Source organism: Sedimentitalea arenosa (assembly GCF_016428585.1).
GTDB classification, from domain to species: Bacteria; Pseudomonadota; Alphaproteobacteria; order Rhodobacterales; family Rhodobacteraceae; genus Sedimentitalea; species Sedimentitalea arenosa.
In genome coordinates this window covers 144,995-161,592 of sequence record NZ_JAELVR010000003.1, presented here as the reverse complement: position 1 = coordinate 161,592, position 16,598 = coordinate 144,995, and the positions used below count along the sequence as shown (strand labels likewise).

Here is a 16,598-nt window from a genome sequence, read left to right as displayed (position 1 = left end):
CGCGATGCGTAATGACACCGCAATGGATCGACATGCTTTCCGCTTTGCTGGCTGCGACCTCGTCGCGCTTGGCTCGGGCGCGCTCTGGTGGCCCGCGCGGTCGCTGCTCTGCGTGTCCGATCTGCACTTGGGCAAGTCCGAGCGGGTCCAACGACGTGGAGGCGGGCTTCTGCCGCCCTACGACACGCGCGACACGCTCACCAGGCTGAGCGCCGATCTCGACCGCTGCGATGCGCGCGAGGTGATTTGCCTCGGCGACAGTTTCGACGATCTCGACGCCGCCAATGCACTGAGCGAGACGGACAAACAGTGGATCGCACGACTTCAGGCCGGGCGACACTGGGTCTGGATCGAAGGAAACCATGACCCGGGCCCCGTCGAACTGGGCGGCAGCCACCTGACCGAACTGGCGCTCGGCCCGCTGGTCTTCCGCCATATTGCCACGCCGGCGGCGCAGGGCGAAATTTCGGGGCACTACCATCCGAAAGCCGCGCTCCGGACCCGCGGCCGTCGCATCACGCGTCCCGCGTTCCTGCTTGACCGCAACCGGATCATCCTGCCCGCCTATGGCACCTACACCGGCGGATTGCGCAGCCACGATGCCGCGCTGTCCAGGATCATGGAACCCGACGCTTTCGCGATCCTGACCGGACCGGCGGTCCACGTGATCCCGATGCCGCGCTAGATCACGCCTGCGGCTTCCAGATCCGGTGCATATTTTCGGCTGACGGGCACCATGTCGCCATTCACCATCCGCAGGGTGATCCGCGCGCCCGTGCGTTCGACACCCGCAATCGCGGCGGCGCTGACCCAGTGAGAGCGGTGCGTGCAATAGCCGGGCACCGGATCCATCTCGTCCACGGCATCGGCAAAGCGCAGCCGGAGGGTTTCCGTCCCGGCGGCGGAGATCACGTCAACAAGATGATCCCGCGCCATCAACCGCAGGATCGGCCCGCGAAAGTCCGGCGACAGCCGCCGGAGCAACCGGGGCGGGTCTTGGCCATCCGGGTCTTCGTCTATCGCCACCGGTGCTGCGGTGATCTTCGGCAGCATCCGGCGCAACAAACAAACACCAATGGTGATCGCGGCCACGTAGTAAGACAGCTTCACCAGCCTCGGGCCTGCCTCGCCCTCGTAGAACAGGACCGCGTAGGTCAGCCCCCAGAGAACCGGTGTGAACAGCACCGTCATCAACACGGTGAGCGTCGCATCGACAAGAACCGGGCGGTCGGCCCCGACCCAGGCGACCGCCGCCTGATGACAAAGCGTCCCCATCACCACCGACACCGACGTCACCAAGGTCCAGTAGATCAGACGAATCGGAAAGGTCTGCGAATCATATGTTCCGAAAGGTCCTGTCGCCGCCGCAAGCACCGCGCATATGAAAGCCACGAGGATCACCGTGGGCGATTTCAAAAGGACCAGGGTCTTTCTCAGCAGTTTCAATATGCAGCCTTGGGTGCCATGTGTTCGTCGACAGACGGAAGATTGAAAATGAGCAGGCGGCGCATCCGTGCAAGTCGTCAGCGCTCGGTTGAAAATTTCGTTTGGACAATCGCTTGTGTGGTTCTAGGAAAACCGGACCGCAAACTCAACGAGGCCCTGATGGATAAGCGGATATCGGCAAGTTTCGCGCGCCAGAGCATGATGACGACCCTGGGCGCGCGGATCGACTCGGTCGAAAAAGGCGCGGTGGCGCTCAGCGCGCCGGTCCTTCCCGGCAGTCGGCAACAGCATGGTGTGGCCCATGCGGGCCTGACCTTCGCGCTCGGTGACAGTGCGGCGGGTTACTCCGCGCTGTCGATCATGCCGGAGGACCAGGAGGTCATGACCGCCGAGATGAAGATCAACTTGCTCGCACCGGGGCGCGGAGACCGGCTGCGCGCAACCGGACGTGTCATAAAACCGGGCCGACGCCTTGTTGTCGTGGCCGCCGATGTCCACGCCATCGACGGCGAGTCAGAGACGTTAATCGCAGTTCTGACGGGAACCATGGTTCCGGTTCCCATCGCCTAGGCGGTCAGGCCCTGCGGTTCATCGAGGCCGTGGGCGCGACAGGTCGCCGTGAGGGTATTGGCCAGAAGGCAGGCGATGGTCATCGGCCCGACACCACCCGGCACCGGGGTAATCGCGCTCGCTACGGCAGCGCAACTTTCATAGTCGACATCACCCACCAGGCGCGTGCCGCCTTCAGGCTTGTCGATGCGGTTGATGCCCACGTCGATCACGGTCGCACCGGGCTTGATCCAGGCGCCCGGCACCATCTGCGCGCGACCTACGGCGGCCACCACGATATCGGCCCGGCGCACAACATCGGGCAAGTCCTTGGTGCGCGAATGCGCGATTGTCACGGTGCAGCTGTCGCCCAGCAGCAGTTGCGCCATCGGCTTGCCGACGATGTTGGAGCGCCCGATCACCACCGCATCCATGCCCGACAGGCTGCCGTGGTGGTCGCGCAGCATCATCAGGCAGCCCAGCGGCGTGCAGGGCACCATGCTCTTCTGACCCGTGCCCAAAAGACCCACATTGCTGATATGGAACCCGTCCACATCCTTGGCCGGGTCGATGGAATTGATGACGAGATCCTCGTCGATATGGTCCGGCAGCGGCAGTTGTACCAGGATACCGTGAACGGCGGGGTCATCGTTCAGCTTTTCGATCAACGCCAGCAGGTCGGACTCGGACGTATCGGCATCAAGCTTGTGCTCATAGCTGTTCATCCCGACCTCGACGGTCTGCTTGCCCTTGGACCGGACATAGACCTGGCTGGCCGGATCTTCGCCCACCAGCACCACTGCGAGGCCGGGAGTGATTCCGTGATCGGCCTTGATCCGCGCCACATGTTCGGCGACCTGGCCGCGTACCTTGGCGGCGAATGCCTTTCCATCGATGATTTCAGCGCTCATCCATCTGTCCTTTCACTTTGGGGGGCGCCTCCCGCGCCGTTCCTTTGCCCGTCCGGAGCCATCGCCGCCACGGTGCCGAGTCTTGAAAACCCATACTGCGCGCGTGCTGCGAAAGCGGCCGGATTTCCGACAATTCGACATCACGATGCGGCAGAACGGTGACGCACGACCTCGGATCGCGCCCCGTCAGGGTGCCCATGCGCGCTGATCCGGCACGAACAGGCGAAGCTTGTCACCCAGGGCGACCGCGCCGGGGCGCTCGACCCAGGCCGTCACGCCGCGCCGGTCGTTTGCCGCCGGTTTGAAAAGCTTGCCGTGACCCGGAGCCTCGGCCTCGATCTCGCGCCCCGGGAACACGCAGGGACCGTTTTCGAGATCGATGGTCACGCAGGCGCCGCTGTCGAACAACAGGCGTGAGCCGGGTGGTACATGGCTGAAATCGGGAATTCCCCGCAGAATCATCGACGCACCGATCAAGCCGGGGTCCAGCGCGTCGAGTCCCATCGCGGCGGCGATGTCGCCCATTTCCTCGTCCGACAGCACGCTCAGCTGCCGCGTGTTGGTGATCTCGGTCCCCTTGGGATAAAGATTGGTGACGCGCGAACAGGACGGGCGGCGATCGCCCGCGTGCGCCTCGCCCTCGACACCGCCAAACGCCAGATCGACCGTGTCGCGCGCTTCCGAGCGTAGCGAACCTCCGCCGACCGGCACAACGCCCAGCCAGACCACTTCGGCGATGTATCCGCTATCCTTCGTACCGGCCATCCGACGGGTCTCCTTGCTTCGGGCTCGTACTTTCGGGACGACGATACCTGAACCCGCCGATGATGCCAGTACGCAAACGCAATGGCCCGGGGCGATATACTCGCTCCGGGCCGTTGTTGAACTAGCAGACCGTTGACACTCAGACCGAGGGTTCGGGCTCCATCCCGCCTTCAGGCGGAATCTTCTTTGGCTTGGTCTTGGGAATGGCGGTGACGCTGGGGGCGCTGCCCTGATCGGACGCATCGTCGCCATCGTCGCCCGCTTGAGGGGGCTCACCGTTCATCACGCGCCTGATTTCCTCACCGGTCAGCGTCTCGTATTCCAGCAGGCCCTGGGCCAGGCGTTCCCATTCCTCGTTTTTCTCCTGCAGGATCGAATAGGCCCGGTCATAGGCCTCCTCGATCATGCGCTTCACCTCCTCCTCGATCAGCTCTTTCGTGTGAGCCGACACGGAGAACCCCGGCGTCTGGCCGGAATAGCCTTCATGCGCCTCGGCATAATCGATATTGCCGACCTTCTCGGACATGCCCCAGCGCAGCACCATCGCTCTGGCCAAGGCGCTGGCCTGCTGGATATCGCCCGCCGGGCCATTGGAGACCTTGTCCTCGCCCCATTTCAGGATCTCGGCGGCCTTTCCGGCCATGGTCATCGCCAGCTTTTGCTCGCATTCCGACTTGTGCCAGTTCAGCCGGTCGATTTCCGGCAAGCTGACCACCATCCCGAGCGCACCACCTCGTGGGATGATCGTCGCCTTGTAGACCGGGTCGCATTCCGGCAGCGACATACCCACCACCGCGTGCCCGGCCTCGTGATAGGCGGTCTTTTCCTTCTGTTCGGCGGTCAGCACCATGGATCGGCGTTCCGCGCCCATCATCACCTTGTCCTTGGCGTTCTCGAAATCTTCCATGGTGACAAAGCGCCGCCCGACCCGTGCCGCCATCAGCGCCGCCTCGTTCACGAGGTTGGCCAGATCGGCACCCGAAAAACCGGGCGTGCCGCGCGCGATGATGCGCAGGTCCACATCCGGCCCCAGCGGGGTTTTGCGGGCATGCACGCCCAGGATTTTTTCGCGGCCCTTGATGTCAGGGTTGCCCACCGTCACCTGGCGGTCAAAGCGGCCCGGACGCAACAGGGCCGGATCAAGAACGTCCTTGCGGTTGGTGGCGGCGAGGATGATCACGCCTTCGTTGGCCTCGAACCCGTCCATTTCGACCAGAAGCTGGTTCAGCGTCTGTTCGCGCTCGTCGTTGCCGCCGCCATAGCCCGCGCCCCGGTGCCGGCCCACGGCGTCGATCTCGTCGATGAAGACGATGCAGGGCGCGTTCTTCTTGGCCTGCTCGAACATGTCACGCACGCGCGAGGCCCCCACGCCAACAAACATCTCGACAAAGTCCGACCCCGAAATCGTGAAGAACGGCACGCCGGCTTCGCCCGCAATGGCGCGGGCCAGAAGTGTCTTACCGGTGCCGGGAGGTCCGACCAGAAGCGCCCCTTTCGGGATCTTGCCGCCCAGGCGGCTGAATTTCTGCGGGTTGCGCAAGAACTCGACGATTTCCTCGAGCTCTTCCTTGGCCTCATCGATACCGGCCACGTCGTCGAACGTCACCCGGCCATGTTTCTCCGTCAGCATCTTGGCCTTGGACTTGCCAAAGCCCATCGCGCCGCCCTTGCCGCCGCCCTGCATGCGGTTCATGAAATAGACCCAGACGCCGATCAGCAAGAGGAACGGCAGAAGCGTCATCAGGAAGGACTGGAAACCCGATTGCTGCTGCTTTTCCGCCCGCACCGGAATCTCGTTCTGGATCAGCAGGTCGGTGATGCCGGCATCTTCGGGCTTGATCGCCACGTAGTCGACACCGTCGGATCCGCGGAAGCGGATCTGTTCGCCATCCAGCGTGACCTGGCTGACTTCACCGGCCTCGACGGATTCAACGAACTGGGAATACGGGATCTCGCGGCTCTGCATCGTCCCGCCGGGGCCACTGAACAAGTTGAACAGCGCAAGGATCAGCAGGAACAGAACGACCCAAAAGGCGATATTGCGTGCATTGCCCAAGGAAACTCTCCTAAATCGGGGGCCGGAAAGGTCACGGCCCGCTACAAACTTAAAATAGAGACGAAACGCCGAGGTTCAATGCGATAATAAAGATGCGAAGAACTCCTCTTCGCCGCCGACCAGCCATGCGTCCCAGCCGTCCGGGCGCCCAGCCAAGGGGGCCGCGACCAGTTCGGGCCCGTCCCAGACTGCCGGCGACGCGATCAGGGAGGCCAGCGGCCGACCGGTCAGCCGCCACTCCGGACACAGGTTCAGACCCTCGCGACCGAGCGCACGGATTTCCAACGGGCGTTCCGAGCGTCCATCGCATCGCCAACGCCGGTCCCAGGTGTCGCCTGTCGCGGCGCGGAGCGCGCTGACCGCGTTGTATTCCCGGCTGATCCAGATCTGGCGGCTGAACCGCTGAACATGGCATCCGTTCAGGGTGATGGACAGGCCCGCGCGCACCGATTTCAGCGCCTGCGTAACGGCGGCGTGGCGAGGCCCCTTGTATTGCCCGCCGACCCAGTTGATCGCGTGGACGAGGAGTCTGCGTGCGATTTCCTCGGGCAGCGTGCGGAACTGCCGCAGGTCGAGCGCAACATCGCCGCCATCCACGGTGGCGATATCGCGCGCGGTCAAAAATGTGAACCAATCCAGCGATTCGCGGGCCTGCGCCATGTTGCGTGCGACGGTTGCGAAAGCCTGCGCCGTCAGTCCGTACGACTCCAGCACCCTCAGAGCCTCGCGCATTTTCACCCGGTCAAAATTCTGGTCGTTGTTGCTGGGATCCTCGGCCCAGGCGATGCCGCGCGTTGTCAGGTACTCGCGCAGATCGTCGCGCGAGGTGTTGAGCAGCGGCCGCACCATGCTGATCCCGTGCATGACCCGCCGCAGGGGCATGGCCGACAAACCGTTCACACCGGACCTGCGGGCCAGCCCCATCAGCACCGTTTCGGCCTGGTCATCCGCTGTGTGGCCCAAGGCAAAGACGGCGACCTCCGTGCTCTTGGCCCAGTCGCTGATCAGACGATACCGCGCCTCGCGCGCCCGCGCCTGAAGGTTGCCGCTGCCGTCCCAACCGGTCCAGCGCAAGACCGTGTGCGGGATGCCAAGCTCGTCCGCCAGGCCCGCGACGAGGCGCGCTTCGTCGGCGGCTTCCGGCCGAAGCCCGTGGTCGACCGTCACGGCCGACAGTTCGACCGACCCGACCTCGAAACAATGCGCGAGGATGTGGAGCAGGGCGACCGAGTCGCCGCCGCCCGACACGGCGACGCCCAGACGTGCCGGAGGGGCATTGCCGAACTGCGCCCGAACCCGAGCGAGAATATCGCCCCGGGACGCTGTCAACTGCAGCCCAGCTTGTCCATTTCCTGCCGGGCTCGGGCCACGGCATCCGAAGCTGGAAACCGCGTGCCGACCTCTCCCAGCGTGACACAGGCCTGGCTGGTCTGGTTCAGCCGCCCGAGCGCCGCACCGAGTTCGAACAAGGCGTCCGGTGCCTCGGGGCCCGTCGTATCGGCCGAAAAACTGGCGAGATAGGCCCGCGCCGCTTCGCGCGTGTCGCCGGTGGCGTCCAGCGCCCGGCCTCGGTTCAGCTCCGCCCGTGCGGCCAGCGGGCTGCCGGGATAGGTCTGGTTGAACCGCGCGAAGAGATCGGCCGCGCGCGCCGCATCGCCGCTTTCAAACGCCTGCATCGCGGCCTGGAAATCGGCCTCTTCGCCGACCGCCAGTTCGCCCGCCGCGCTGCCCGCGCCGGCGCTCGGTTCTGTTCTCGGGGTCACCGGCGGTGTCACCGCCGCCACGTCGCCTCCGAGGGTCGAGGTTTCGCCCAGCTTGCTGACGTCGCCGCCTTCCAGCTCGACCAACCGAAATTCGAGATCCCCGATGCGGTTCGTCCCGTCGCTGACCACCGCGTTGATGCGGTTCTCCAGCTCTTCGGATTGCGCCGTCAAGCGCTGAAGTTCCGCTTCGATCGCCGCGACTCGGTCCAGCACGCTGCTGCCCGACAGGTTCAGCGCGCTGTTCCCGGTGGTGGACAGCTCGCGCTTGAGTTTCTGCACCTCGACATTGAGGATGGTCAGCTCCTGCCGGATATCAGCCAGCGTCTGGTCTGTCTGCGCCTGCCCGACCGTGCCAGAGCAGCTCAGTGCGACGGCAAGGGCGATCGCCGCGACGCGCTTTGCCCGAATGTGCATGTCAGCTCGACAGACCGCTGGCCAGGACCGTCACCGCCCGGCGGTTCTTGGCATAGCAGGCCTCGTCGCTGCAGATCTCGATCGGACGTTCCTTGCCATAGGACACGGTCTGAAGGCGGTTGCCCGCCACCCCGCGCGAGATCAGGTATTCGCGCGCCGCGTTGGCCCGACGCGCGCCGAGCGCGAGGTTGTATTCGCGGGTACCCTGCTCGTCGGCGTGGCCTTCTATCACGGCCGTGTAGTCCGTATTGGTGATCAGCCACTGCGCCTGCCCGTTCAACACGGTCTGGCCCTCGGGCGAAATCGTCGACTGATCGACTGCGAACAGCACGCGGTCGCCCACCGCCTGCTGGAAATATGCGACCGACGTCGGGTCTGACGGCAGACCGGAGCCGGCCACGCCGGTTCCGGTGCCGCTCCCGCTGCCCGACCCGGCTCCACCGAACCGGTTCGGATCGTTGCAGGCGGCCAGCGCAAGAAGCGCACCCACCATCAGGAATCTTGTCAGAAAAGTCATGCCACGCGCCTCGCAGAATTCAGTGTTCACGCTTCCTATCACAGCGGATTCGGCTTGTGAACGTAGCCGATCCACCCCTTACTTCTGCAACGGGGACCAGGACGGATCGGACGCGCCGTCCGGCGTGGGAACCGGTTTAAGGTTCCGCCCCGTAATGTCCACCGAATAGAGAGAGGACCGCCCCGATGCGCCCTGGGTCTCACGGGAGAACATGATGACCCGACCGTTCGGCGCCCATGTCGGCCCCTCGTCAAGGAAAGAGGCGGTCAGCAGCCGTTCTTCGCTGCCATCCAGCCGCATGACCCCGATGTGAAAGCGGCCCTTGTTCTGCTTGGTGAAGGCGATCAGGTCGCCGCGCGGCGACCAGACCGGGGTGCCATACCGCCCCTGTCCGAAGCTTATGCGTTGCGCCTCGCCGCCCGCCGCCGGCATGATGTAAAGCTGCTGGGTGCCCGAGCGGTCGCTTTCGAACACGATCCGGCTGCCATCGGGCGAATAGCTGGGTGCCGTCTCGATCGACGGCGCGTTGGTCAACCGGCTGCGCTGGCCGCTGTTCAGATCGAGCCTGTAGAGGTCGGTATTGCCACCCTGCTCGAGCGAGAACACCACCGTGCGCCCGTCGGGCGCGAAGCGTGGCGCAAAGCTCATCGTGCCTTCGGTCTGATCGAGCACCCGGCGTTCGACATTGCCGACGTCCAGAACGTGGATGCGCGGAAAACCGCTCTCGTAGCTCGTATAGAGCACCCGGTCGCCGGTCGGTGAGAACCGCGGCGCAAGCACGATCGACGAGCTGTCGGTCAGGTACTGCACGTTGGCGCCGTCGTAGTCCATGATCGCGAGCCGCTTGCGACGCTGGTCCTTGGGGCCGACCTCGGAAACGTACACGACGCGGCTGTCGAAATAGCCGCCCTCGCCGGTGATCCGGCTATAGACCTCGTCGGCCACCTTGTGCGCCATGCGCCGCCAGCCGGCAGTCGAGCCGACGAATTGCAGCCCGGTGCCGAGTTCAGCGCCCGAAAACACATCATAGACGCGGAATCGCACGGTCAGCTTGTCGCCCGCGACGCTGACGCCGCCGGTGATCAGGGCCTGCGCGTTGATCGCCTTCCAGTCCGCATATTGCACAGGGGCGTTGAAATCCGTGATCTTGCCGATATGCGCCGTGGCCGGGATCTCGCGGAACAGGCCGGTGCCGGTCAGATCGGCGGCGATCACCTGCGAGATTTGCCCGGCTTGCGCCGCCGCGTCGGCCGTGTCCGGCACGAAGGTCGGCACCGCGAAGGGCAGAGGTTCGATGACACCCTCGGTGATCTCGATCCGCAGTGGACCTGTCTGGGCCGCCAGCGGCGCCGCGAGCAGGGTAGCGCCGAACAGGAGGCACGCGAGGAGTCGTTTCATTTGATCCGCATCCTTTCCGGGTTGAATGTCATCTCGATATCACGCCATTGGTCGTATTTCTCGGCCGGGAGATCAAATCCGCTTGATCCGCAACGGATGATCGCCCGCCGCGCGGCACCGAACGCATCGCGCGCCGACCCGTCGCTGCCCCCGGAACTCGACACCATGCGGATCGAGTCGGTGATCGGCTTGCCGTCCTGCGCCATCGTCACGGCGACCACAACCGTGGTCTTGAGCGCCTCGGAGGACAACGAACCGACGTTCCAGCATTGGGAAACCGCGACCCTCAACGCGTCCTTTTCTCCGGCCGACAGGGGCGGACCCGACGGCGCCTCGGGCGTATCCGACCCGGCCAGCGCCTCGGCCAGCGCCGCGTTGACCGCATCACTGGTATCCGGTGCCGCCTGGGTTTCAGGCGCAGGTTGCGCCGTTGGCGTCGGTGCCGGTGTCGGGCGTTCGGGACGGACGGTCGGTGGACGGGGCGAACGGATGGGCGCCAGTGTCGCAAGCGTCTCGCTTTCCGCCTCGGCCTCGGTCACGATCCGGTCACTGGCCGCTTCCGGTGCGGTCGCCTCCTGCGGTTCCTGAGGCTCCTGAGGCGACTCGGCCGTTTCGTCGGGGACGACCTCGGGCTGCGCGACCACATCGGGCCGGGCCTCTTCCGGCGGTGTGGGCGCCGGTTCGGGCGCAACGCGTTCGGAAGGCGCGGGCGCAGGCGGCTCTGGCACAACCAGCGCTTCGGGTTCTGGCGTTTCCGGAACCGGTACCGGCTCGGGCTCAACCGGTCGGGGCGGCTCGGGTTCGACCACGGGCTCGGGCTCGACCGGTTGCGGCGGTTCCGGTTCGGGCGGTGCCTCTTCCACCGGTGCGGGTCGTGACGGTGGGCGGGGGCTGTTCTCAATGGCGTCAGGCGCGCGCGGCGCGGTCAGGGCGGCGTATTCCTCAGCCGAGATCACCGTCACTTCACGCACTTCGAACGGCAAGGGTTCCGACCGGAATGCACCACCGAAAACGGCGATCCCGATCAGGCCAGCATGGGCGATGGCCGATATCCTGGTGCCGGTTTGCACCTTGCACCCTCACTCGCTGCCGCGGTCCAGCGTCGGCCCGCCCACGTCGGTCACCAGGCCGACGTTGGAAAAGCCACCCGCATTCAGGGCTCCCATGATCTGCATCACGGATTCGTAGGGGATCGCGCCGTCGGCGCGCAGGAAGACCCGATCAGTCTCTCGCTCCGCCGCGATGGCGCGCAGCTTGGCCACCAGTTCGTCGCGCGGCGTCGCGGTGGTCTGGATCTGCACCTCGCCCGTCGCGGTGATCGTCACCGTCAGGGGTTCCTCGGAATCCGCGGGCAAGGCGTTGGCCGCCGTCTTGGGCAGTTGCACCGGCACGCCAACGGTCAGCAGCGGGGCGGCGACCATGAAGATAATCAGCAGCACCAGCATCACGTCGACAAAGGGCGTGACGTTGATTTCCGACATCGGGCGCGACCGACCACGCCGACGCCCGCGGCGGCGCCCGCCGCCGTCTCCGCCCGATTGCTGGATCGCTGCGCCCATGGCCTAGCTGTCCAACTGGCGCGACAGGATGGTCGAGAATTCATCGGCAAAAGCCTCGTAGCCTCCGACGATCCGATCACTGTCCGCACTCAGCTTGTTGTAGAAGATCACCGCCGGGATGGCCGCCAGAAGCCCCAGCCCCGTGGCCAGCAACGCCTCGGCGATGCCCGGCGCCACGACGGCCAGGTTGGTGTTCTGCTGCTCGGCGATCTCGATGAAGGCGTTCATGATGCCCCAGACCGTGCCGAAGAGCCCGACGAAAGGCGCAGTCGAGCCGATGGTGGCAAGGATCGGCAGACCTTTCTGCAATTCCTCCGCCTCCTTGCTGATCGCCACGTCCATCGACCGGTCGATCCGCGACTGCGCACCGGCGATCAGACCACCGTCGCTGCGGTGGCTGCGCCGCCATTCGGTCATGCCGGCGGCGAAGATGCGCTCGGAATTGCCGTCAGGTTGCGGGCCGATCTGTTCGAACAGCCCGTCCAGCGGCTCGCCCGACCAGAAGGCCCGATCGAAGACCGACGCCTCGGCCCGGGCCGCGCGATAGTTGATCAGTTTCTGGATGATGATCGCCCACGACCAGAAGGACGCCACGATCAGCATCACCATCACCAGCTTCACGGTAAAGGTCGCGCGCGCGAAAAGGCCCCACAAGGAGAAATCGATCTCCTGCGCCAGCGCGAGGGTTTCTGCTTCCATCTGCCTGCTCATTGTTCGCGGCCGTTGCGGGCCGACGTTTTGTTTGTCGCAACTTACAGCAGATAGCGGGCCATTGCCAATAGATCACCCGGTGTCGTGCCGCTCATGTGATCAATGCGCGAATCTCCGCCGGGAGCCGCACCGGCTGGCCTGCGGCCGTCATGCAGACCGCGGTGACCACCGCCTTGAACAACGGCGTTCCCTCGCGGGTGACCAGCTGGTCCATCACCAGCCGCGCCGGCGTGATCTTTTGCACGGTTGTTTCCACCGTCAGGACGTCTTCGAATTTCGCGGTCGACAGGTAATCCGCCTCGATCCGGCGCACCACCCAGACCAGTCCGGCCTCGCGCATGGCGTTCTGGTCGTTGCCCAGCTGGCGCACCCAGTCGCTGCGTGCCCGTTCGATGAATTTCAGATAGTTGGCGTGATAAACGATCCCGCCCATGTCGGTGTCCTCGTAGTGGACCTTGACCTCGAACCTGTGCATGTGCCGCCTCCTCATCCTGCCTTGATCATTGCGGCGCCGGCAACCGCGCAAACAGGCGCAGTGCATGGGACGCATCGCGCGCCGTGGCCGGCAGGACCGGATCATAGGCCGCCCGGATCACGTTTGCGATGTCCGGGCGCAACACGGTCGTACCGTCCGCGACCGCGAGCGGAGAAGCCGCCCGAAAAGCTGTATCCGACCACAGTAGGATGGTTTGCACCACCTGGCCCAACGCCAACGTCTCAGCCGACACCGCCGTCAGTTGCGCATCCATCCGCAGGAAAACGAACGCCGCCTTGATCGCGCCGCTCTCGTCAAAACGAAACACGCGGTACTGGTTGGCATCCGCCGCAGTCAGTCGCGCGACCAGCGGGCCGAGATCCGGCACCAGCCGGTCCAGATTGGGCACCTCGGGCAATTCCTCCCAATCGCGGAAGAAGAACATCATGCAATTGCTGCCGAGTTCCAGGTCGGTTTCGGCCATCTGGTGCCCGGCCAGCGCGCAAACCGCCTCGAAGGCTCCCTTGATCACGGGCAGAGTCTCGTCCTTGACACCGAACACCACCGGCACGATCGGCCGACTCCAGCGCGCGAAAAGGAAAGACCCGTCCGAACGGGTGAACAAGGCTTCGATCTCGTCGGGAGTCATCCTCCGCTCCTCTTGCGATGGACATTCGGGGCCGAGGCATAGAACCCCTGCCCGGCAGGTTCAATCAAAGAGATCGTTCCGCCCACGCGGCGCCGCGAGGCCCAGGTGATCCCAGGCCTTGTGCGCCAGCATCCGCCCGCGCGGGGTGCGCTGGATCAGTCCTTGCTGAAGCAGGTAGGGCTCGATCACGTCCTCCAGCGAATCCCGGCTTTCGCTCAACGCGGCGGACAGGGTCTCGATTCCGACCGGCCCCCCCATGTAGTTTTCCGCAATGAGCTTCAGATAGCGTCGGTCCGCCCCATCGAGTCCAAGGTGATCGACGCCCAACCGCGTCAGCGCATCGTCGGCGAGCGCGCGGGTGATCCGCCCGTCGCCTTCGACCACGGCGAAGTCGACCACACGCCGCAAGAGACGCCCGGCGATGCGGGGCGTGCCACGGGCGCGGCGCGCGATCTCCTGCGCACCCTCTTCTTCGGCCGGGACCCCCAACAGATTCGCGTTGCGGGTGACGATCTCGTGCAACTCGGCCACGGTGTAGAATTGCAGCCGGGTCGGAATGCCGAAGCGATCGCGCAGGGGCGTCGTCAAGAGCCCCATGCGCGTTGTCGCCCCGACCAGGGTAAAGGGCTGCAATTCGATCCGCACCGTGCGCGCGGCCGGACCCTCGCCGATCACCAGGTCGAGCTCGAAATCCTCGAGCGCCGGGTAGAGCACTTCCTCGACCGCCGGGTTCAGCCGATGGATTTCGTCGATGAACAGGACATCCCGCGCCTCGAGATTTGTCAGGATCGCGGCCAGATCACCCGCCTTGGCCAGAACCGGGCCGCTGGTCATGCGAAAATTCACGCCCAGTTCGCGCGCCATGATCTGTGCCAGCGTGGTCTTGCCCAGCCCCGGCGGGCCATGAAACAGCGTGTGATCCATCGCCTCGCCCCGCTGGCGCGCGGACTGGATGAAAATCCTGAGATTGGCGCGCGCCTCGGCCTGCCCGATGAAGGCGTCCAGGGTCTGCGGGCGCAGGGCGCGGTCAGAATCCTCGGGCAGAGGTTCCGGGCGCAGGGTGGGGTCGGCGTCGTTCATGCTCATTCCCTAGCCCTTTGGCGCCAGCAGCTTCAACGCCGCGCGGATCAACTCGGCTTCGCCCGCAACCGGCCCGGCAGCAGCCGCCTCGGCCACGGCCGCTGCCGCATCGGACGGCGCATAGCCCAGGTTGGACAGGGCCGACAAGGCGGCCGCTTGCGCGACCCCGTCGGCCATCGGCGCCGCCGCGTTCTGACGCGGCGCCTCGGCGGCGGCCTCGACGGCCGACGCCGAGGCCCCCTGTTCCGTCATGGTGGGGACGATTCCGGCCAGCGCCATCACAGCCGGGGCCTTGTCCTTCAGATCGAGCACGATCCGCTGCGCCGTCTTGGGCCCAACCCCCTTGGCCGACTTGATGCTCGCGACATCGCCCAATGCCACCGCGCGCCCGACACCCTCGGGCCCCAGGGTCCCAAGGATCGCCAGCGACACCTTGGCACCGACGCCTTGTACCGAACAGAGCAGCCGGTGCCATTCCTTTTCCACCAGTGTCGGAAATCCATAGAGCTGCATCAGGTCCTCGCGGACCACGAGGTCGGTGAAGAGCGACACCGCCTCCCCCGGTCCGGGCAACCCGGCCAGTGTCCGCTCCGAACAGAACACGATGTACCCGACACCTTGAACGTCGATCAGAACGTGGTCACTGCCGCGATGATCCAGCCGCCCCCGCAGCCGCCCGATCATGTTCCGACCTCGCGCAGCATCGGGGCTCCGATCCGCCCGAAAAAGGCATGGCAGATCGCGATCGCAAGCGCATCCGCCGCGTCCGGTCCCGCCGGATCGCAGCCCGGTAGCTGCAATTTGACCATGTGCAGAATCTGTGCCTTGTCGGCGTGCCCGACCCCGACCACGGTCTTCTTGACCCGGTTGGGCGCGTATTCCCCGACGCTCAACCCCGCCTGCGCCGGTACCAGAAGCGCGATCGCGCGGGCCTGACCCAGCTTCAAGGTGCCGGCACCATCCTTGTTGACGAATGTCTGTTCCACGGCCGCGGTGTCCGGTGCGTGCGACCGCACCACCTCGGTCAACTGGCTGTGCAACGACAGCAGCCGGGTCGCCAGGTCGGTCCCGTCCGAGCGAATCTGGCCGTTGGCGACGTGGCGCATGCGCGACCCCGCCGCCTCGATCACGCCCCATCCAAGGCTGCGCAGCCCCGGATCGATGCCCAAAATTCGCATGACTGCCCGTATCCCGGCGCGATCCGCGCACAATTTGTTGCTTTTTTGATCCACTAGCACGAAACGCGAACATGGTCCAAGCGTTTTGCGGCGCAGTCAAATGCGACACCCCGCGGCGCAGGCACGACATCCGGCCTGAAACCGACACGTTTCCGGCTTGAAAACGACATCGTCTTCAGACGGTTTTTCGCATTTGTTTAGAGATGGTTAACCCCCTCCAGACCTATGCGTTTTCGGCATAGGAACCTTGCATTTTTTTGGCTTGCCGGTTCCGGATCGCCCCCTTATGTGCCGGCAAGTTCGTCATCGAAAAAGACATGTGAACTCTAACAGAAGGACAAGGATATGGCTGCTTTCGACACCACCCGCACCAGCTATGGCTCGCACGGCCTGTTCGGCCGTATCGGCGGGCTTGTCGCCGACTTCGCCGGCACGATCGCCGCATGGAACGACGTCCGCGTGACGCGCAATGCGCTCTCGGCTCTGAGCGACCGCGAATTGGAAGATATCGGTCTGATCCGTGGCGACATCGACTCCGTCGCCGTCTCCCGGATCCGATACTGACCGACCTCTCCGCCCGATCCCTGATCGCGGCGCGGGTTCAATTCAGAAGGCCGCGTGCTTGGACCCGCGGCCTTTTCTTGTCTTGGCGCAGCTGCCCTTCGCCCGAGCCTCACTGCAGGTCGATCACCATCGCCCGTGCAAGCGTGGCCGAGATCGGATCGGCCTGCATCAGGACTGCGCCCGCACGTTCGACCGCCTTGCCAGCCTGCAATCGGGTGACCCGCTCATCATAGCCGGCAGTGCCGAGGCTTGCGATCAGGAACGCCTTGTAGAGAAGCACGATCAGCAGCACCGTGGCGAGAGGTCTTAGAGACGGCGGTTGAATCCCGCGTTTCGGTGTCAGCACGATCAGCCCATCCGGCCGCATCTGCGCCCGTGATCCCCGCGCCAAGGCGCGATGTTTTTCGCCCAGACGGCGCAAACGGTCGTGAAACAGGCTCTGTCCCTGGTCCATGGCAGCCTCCATCGGTTGAGCAGCCGCGCGGCTCGCTGCCTCAAAGGATGGCGGCGAACCATGGCGAAATTGTGGCAAACCGCGCGAAACAGCATGAAAACGGCCAGAT

Annotated in this window: 20 protein-coding genes; 3 read left to right on the top strand and 17 right to left on the bottom strand. The window is 65.1% G+C overall.

Features of this window, described 5'->3' with window-relative positions; all coding sequences use genetic code 11:
• The first annotated feature begins 22 nt into the window (after window positions 1-22).
• Complete coding sequence (pdeM, locus tag JF290_RS05450) at window positions 23-685, top strand: ligase-associated DNA damage response endonuclease PdeM (RefSeq protein WP_199023751.1); 663 nt, start codon at window positions 23-25, stop codon at window positions 683-685.
• Here the strand turns inward: pdeM and JF290_RS05445 are convergent.
• The gene (locus JF290_RS05445) at window positions 682-1,446 is read right to left on the bottom strand and encodes a LytTR family DNA-binding domain-containing protein (RefSeq protein ID WP_199023750.1); all 765 of its coding nucleotides are present in this window, start codon (window positions 1,444-1,446) and stop codon (window positions 682-684) included. The genes pdeM and JF290_RS05445 overlap by 4 nt on opposite strands.
• Before the next feature lie 159 nt (window positions 1,447-1,605).
• Between JF290_RS05445 and JF290_RS05440 the strand changes: the two genes are divergently transcribed.
• On the top strand, window positions 1,606-2,016 hold the full coding sequence (locus tag JF290_RS05440) for a PaaI family thioesterase (protein WP_199023749.1): 411 nt from the start codon (window positions 1,606-1,608) through the stop codon (window positions 2,014-2,016).
• On the opposite strand, the gene folD is transcribed toward JF290_RS05440, so the two are convergent.
• From folD to ruvC, 15 genes are all read right to left on the bottom strand, one after another.
• Entirely contained in the window at window positions 2,013-2,906 is an 894-nt protein-coding gene (folD, locus tag JF290_RS05435; protein ID WP_199023748.1) for a bifunctional methylenetetrahydrofolate dehydrogenase/methenyltetrahydrofolate cyclohydrolase FolD, read from the bottom strand. The genes JF290_RS05440 and folD overlap by 4 nt on opposite strands.
• 186 nt (window positions 2,907-3,092) lie before the next feature.
• Entirely contained in the window at window positions 3,093-3,671 is a 579-nt protein-coding gene (locus tag JF290_RS05430; protein ID WP_199023747.1) for an MOSC domain-containing protein, read from the bottom strand.
• Window positions 3,672-3,810: 139 nt separating this feature from the next.
• Window positions 3,811-5,727: an ATP-dependent zinc metalloprotease FtsH gene (gene ftsH / locus JF290_RS05425; RefSeq protein WP_199023746.1), complete on the bottom strand. Its 1,917-nt coding sequence runs from the start codon at window positions 5,725-5,727 to the stop codon at window positions 3,811-3,813.
• Between the two features lie 75 nt (window positions 5,728-5,802).
• Window positions 5,803-7,056 (bottom strand): tRNA lysidine(34) synthetase TilS, encoded by a 1,254-nt coding sequence (tilS, locus tag JF290_RS05420; RefSeq protein WP_199023745.1) that lies wholly within the window; start codon window positions 7,054-7,056, stop codon window positions 5,803-5,805.
• Entirely contained in the window at window positions 7,053-7,904 is an 852-nt protein-coding gene (gene ybgF, locus JF290_RS05415) for a tol-pal system protein YbgF (protein ID WP_199023744.1), read from the bottom strand. Before ybgF ends, tilS begins: the two co-directional genes overlap by 4 nt.
• Window position 7,905: 1 nt before the next feature.
• Window positions 7,906-8,421: a peptidoglycan-associated lipoprotein Pal gene (gene pal, locus JF290_RS05410; RefSeq protein ID WP_199023743.1), complete on the bottom strand. Its 516-nt coding sequence runs from the start codon at window positions 8,419-8,421 to the stop codon at window positions 7,906-7,908.
• Window positions 8,422-8,499: 78 nt separating this feature from the next.
• Window positions 8,500-9,819 carry a Tol-Pal system beta propeller repeat protein TolB gene (tolB, locus tag JF290_RS05405; protein WP_199023742.1) on the bottom strand — a complete coding sequence of 440 codons (1,320 nt, stop codon included), beginning with the start codon at window positions 9,817-9,819 and terminating at the stop codon, window positions 8,500-8,502.
• A complete protein-coding gene (locus JF290_RS05400) occupies window positions 9,816-10,889 on the bottom strand; it encodes an energy transducer TonB (RefSeq protein WP_199023741.1) in 1,074 nt (357 codons plus the stop codon). The genes tolB and JF290_RS05400 overlap by 4 nt, the downstream gene beginning before the upstream one ends.
• Window positions 10,890-10,898: 9 nt before the next feature.
• Window positions 10,899-11,378 (bottom strand): protein TolR, encoded by a 480-nt coding sequence (gene tolR / locus JF290_RS05395; protein WP_199023740.1) that lies wholly within the window; start codon window positions 11,376-11,378, stop codon window positions 10,899-10,901.
• A gap of 3 nt (window positions 11,379-11,381) precedes the next feature.
• A complete protein-coding gene (tolQ, locus tag JF290_RS05390; RefSeq protein WP_199023739.1) occupies window positions 11,382-12,077 on the bottom strand; it encodes a protein TolQ in 696 nt (231 codons plus the stop codon).
• A 103-nt stretch (window positions 12,078-12,180) separates the two neighbouring features.
• Window positions 12,181-12,564 carry a tol-pal system-associated acyl-CoA thioesterase gene (ybgC, locus tag JF290_RS05385; RefSeq protein ID WP_199023738.1) on the bottom strand — a complete coding sequence of 128 codons (384 nt, stop codon included), beginning with the start codon at window positions 12,562-12,564 and terminating at the stop codon, window positions 12,181-12,183.
• A gap of 25 nt (window positions 12,565-12,589) precedes the next feature.
• The gene (locus JF290_RS05380; RefSeq protein ID WP_199023737.1) at window positions 12,590-13,213 is read right to left on the bottom strand and encodes a hypothetical protein; all 624 of its coding nucleotides are present in this window, start codon (window positions 13,211-13,213) and stop codon (window positions 12,590-12,592) included.
• A gap of 60 nt (window positions 13,214-13,273) precedes the next feature.
• Window positions 13,274-14,293 carry a Holliday junction branch migration DNA helicase RuvB gene (ruvB, locus tag JF290_RS05375; RefSeq protein ID WP_199024004.1) on the bottom strand — a complete coding sequence of 340 codons (1,020 nt, stop codon included), beginning with the start codon at window positions 14,291-14,293 and terminating at the stop codon, window positions 13,274-13,276.
• Window positions 14,294-14,302: 9 nt separating this feature from the next.
• Window positions 14,303-14,977: a Holliday junction branch migration protein RuvA gene (ruvA, locus tag JF290_RS05370; RefSeq protein ID WP_199023736.1), complete on the bottom strand. Its 675-nt coding sequence runs from the start codon at window positions 14,975-14,977 to the stop codon at window positions 14,303-14,305.
• A complete protein-coding gene (ruvC, locus tag JF290_RS05365) occupies window positions 14,974-15,471 on the bottom strand; it encodes a crossover junction endodeoxyribonuclease RuvC (protein WP_199023735.1) in 498 nt (165 codons plus the stop codon). The genes ruvA and ruvC overlap by 4 nt, the downstream gene beginning before the upstream one ends.
• Before the next feature lie 345 nt (window positions 15,472-15,816).
• On the opposite strand from ruvC, the gene JF290_RS05360 reads away from it, so the two are divergent.
• Window positions 15,817-16,035, top strand: a complete 219-nt coding sequence (locus tag JF290_RS05360) for a DUF1127 domain-containing protein (RefSeq protein WP_199023734.1) — start codon at window positions 15,817-15,819, stop codon at window positions 16,033-16,035.
• Window positions 16,036-16,144: 109 nt separating this feature from the next.
• On the opposite strand, the gene JF290_RS05355 is transcribed toward JF290_RS05360, so the two are convergent.
• The gene (locus JF290_RS05355) at window positions 16,145-16,489 is read right to left on the bottom strand and encodes a hypothetical protein (RefSeq protein WP_233155159.1); all 345 of its coding nucleotides are present in this window, start codon (window positions 16,487-16,489) and stop codon (window positions 16,145-16,147) included.
• Window positions 16,490-16,598 lie beyond the last annotated feature (109 nt).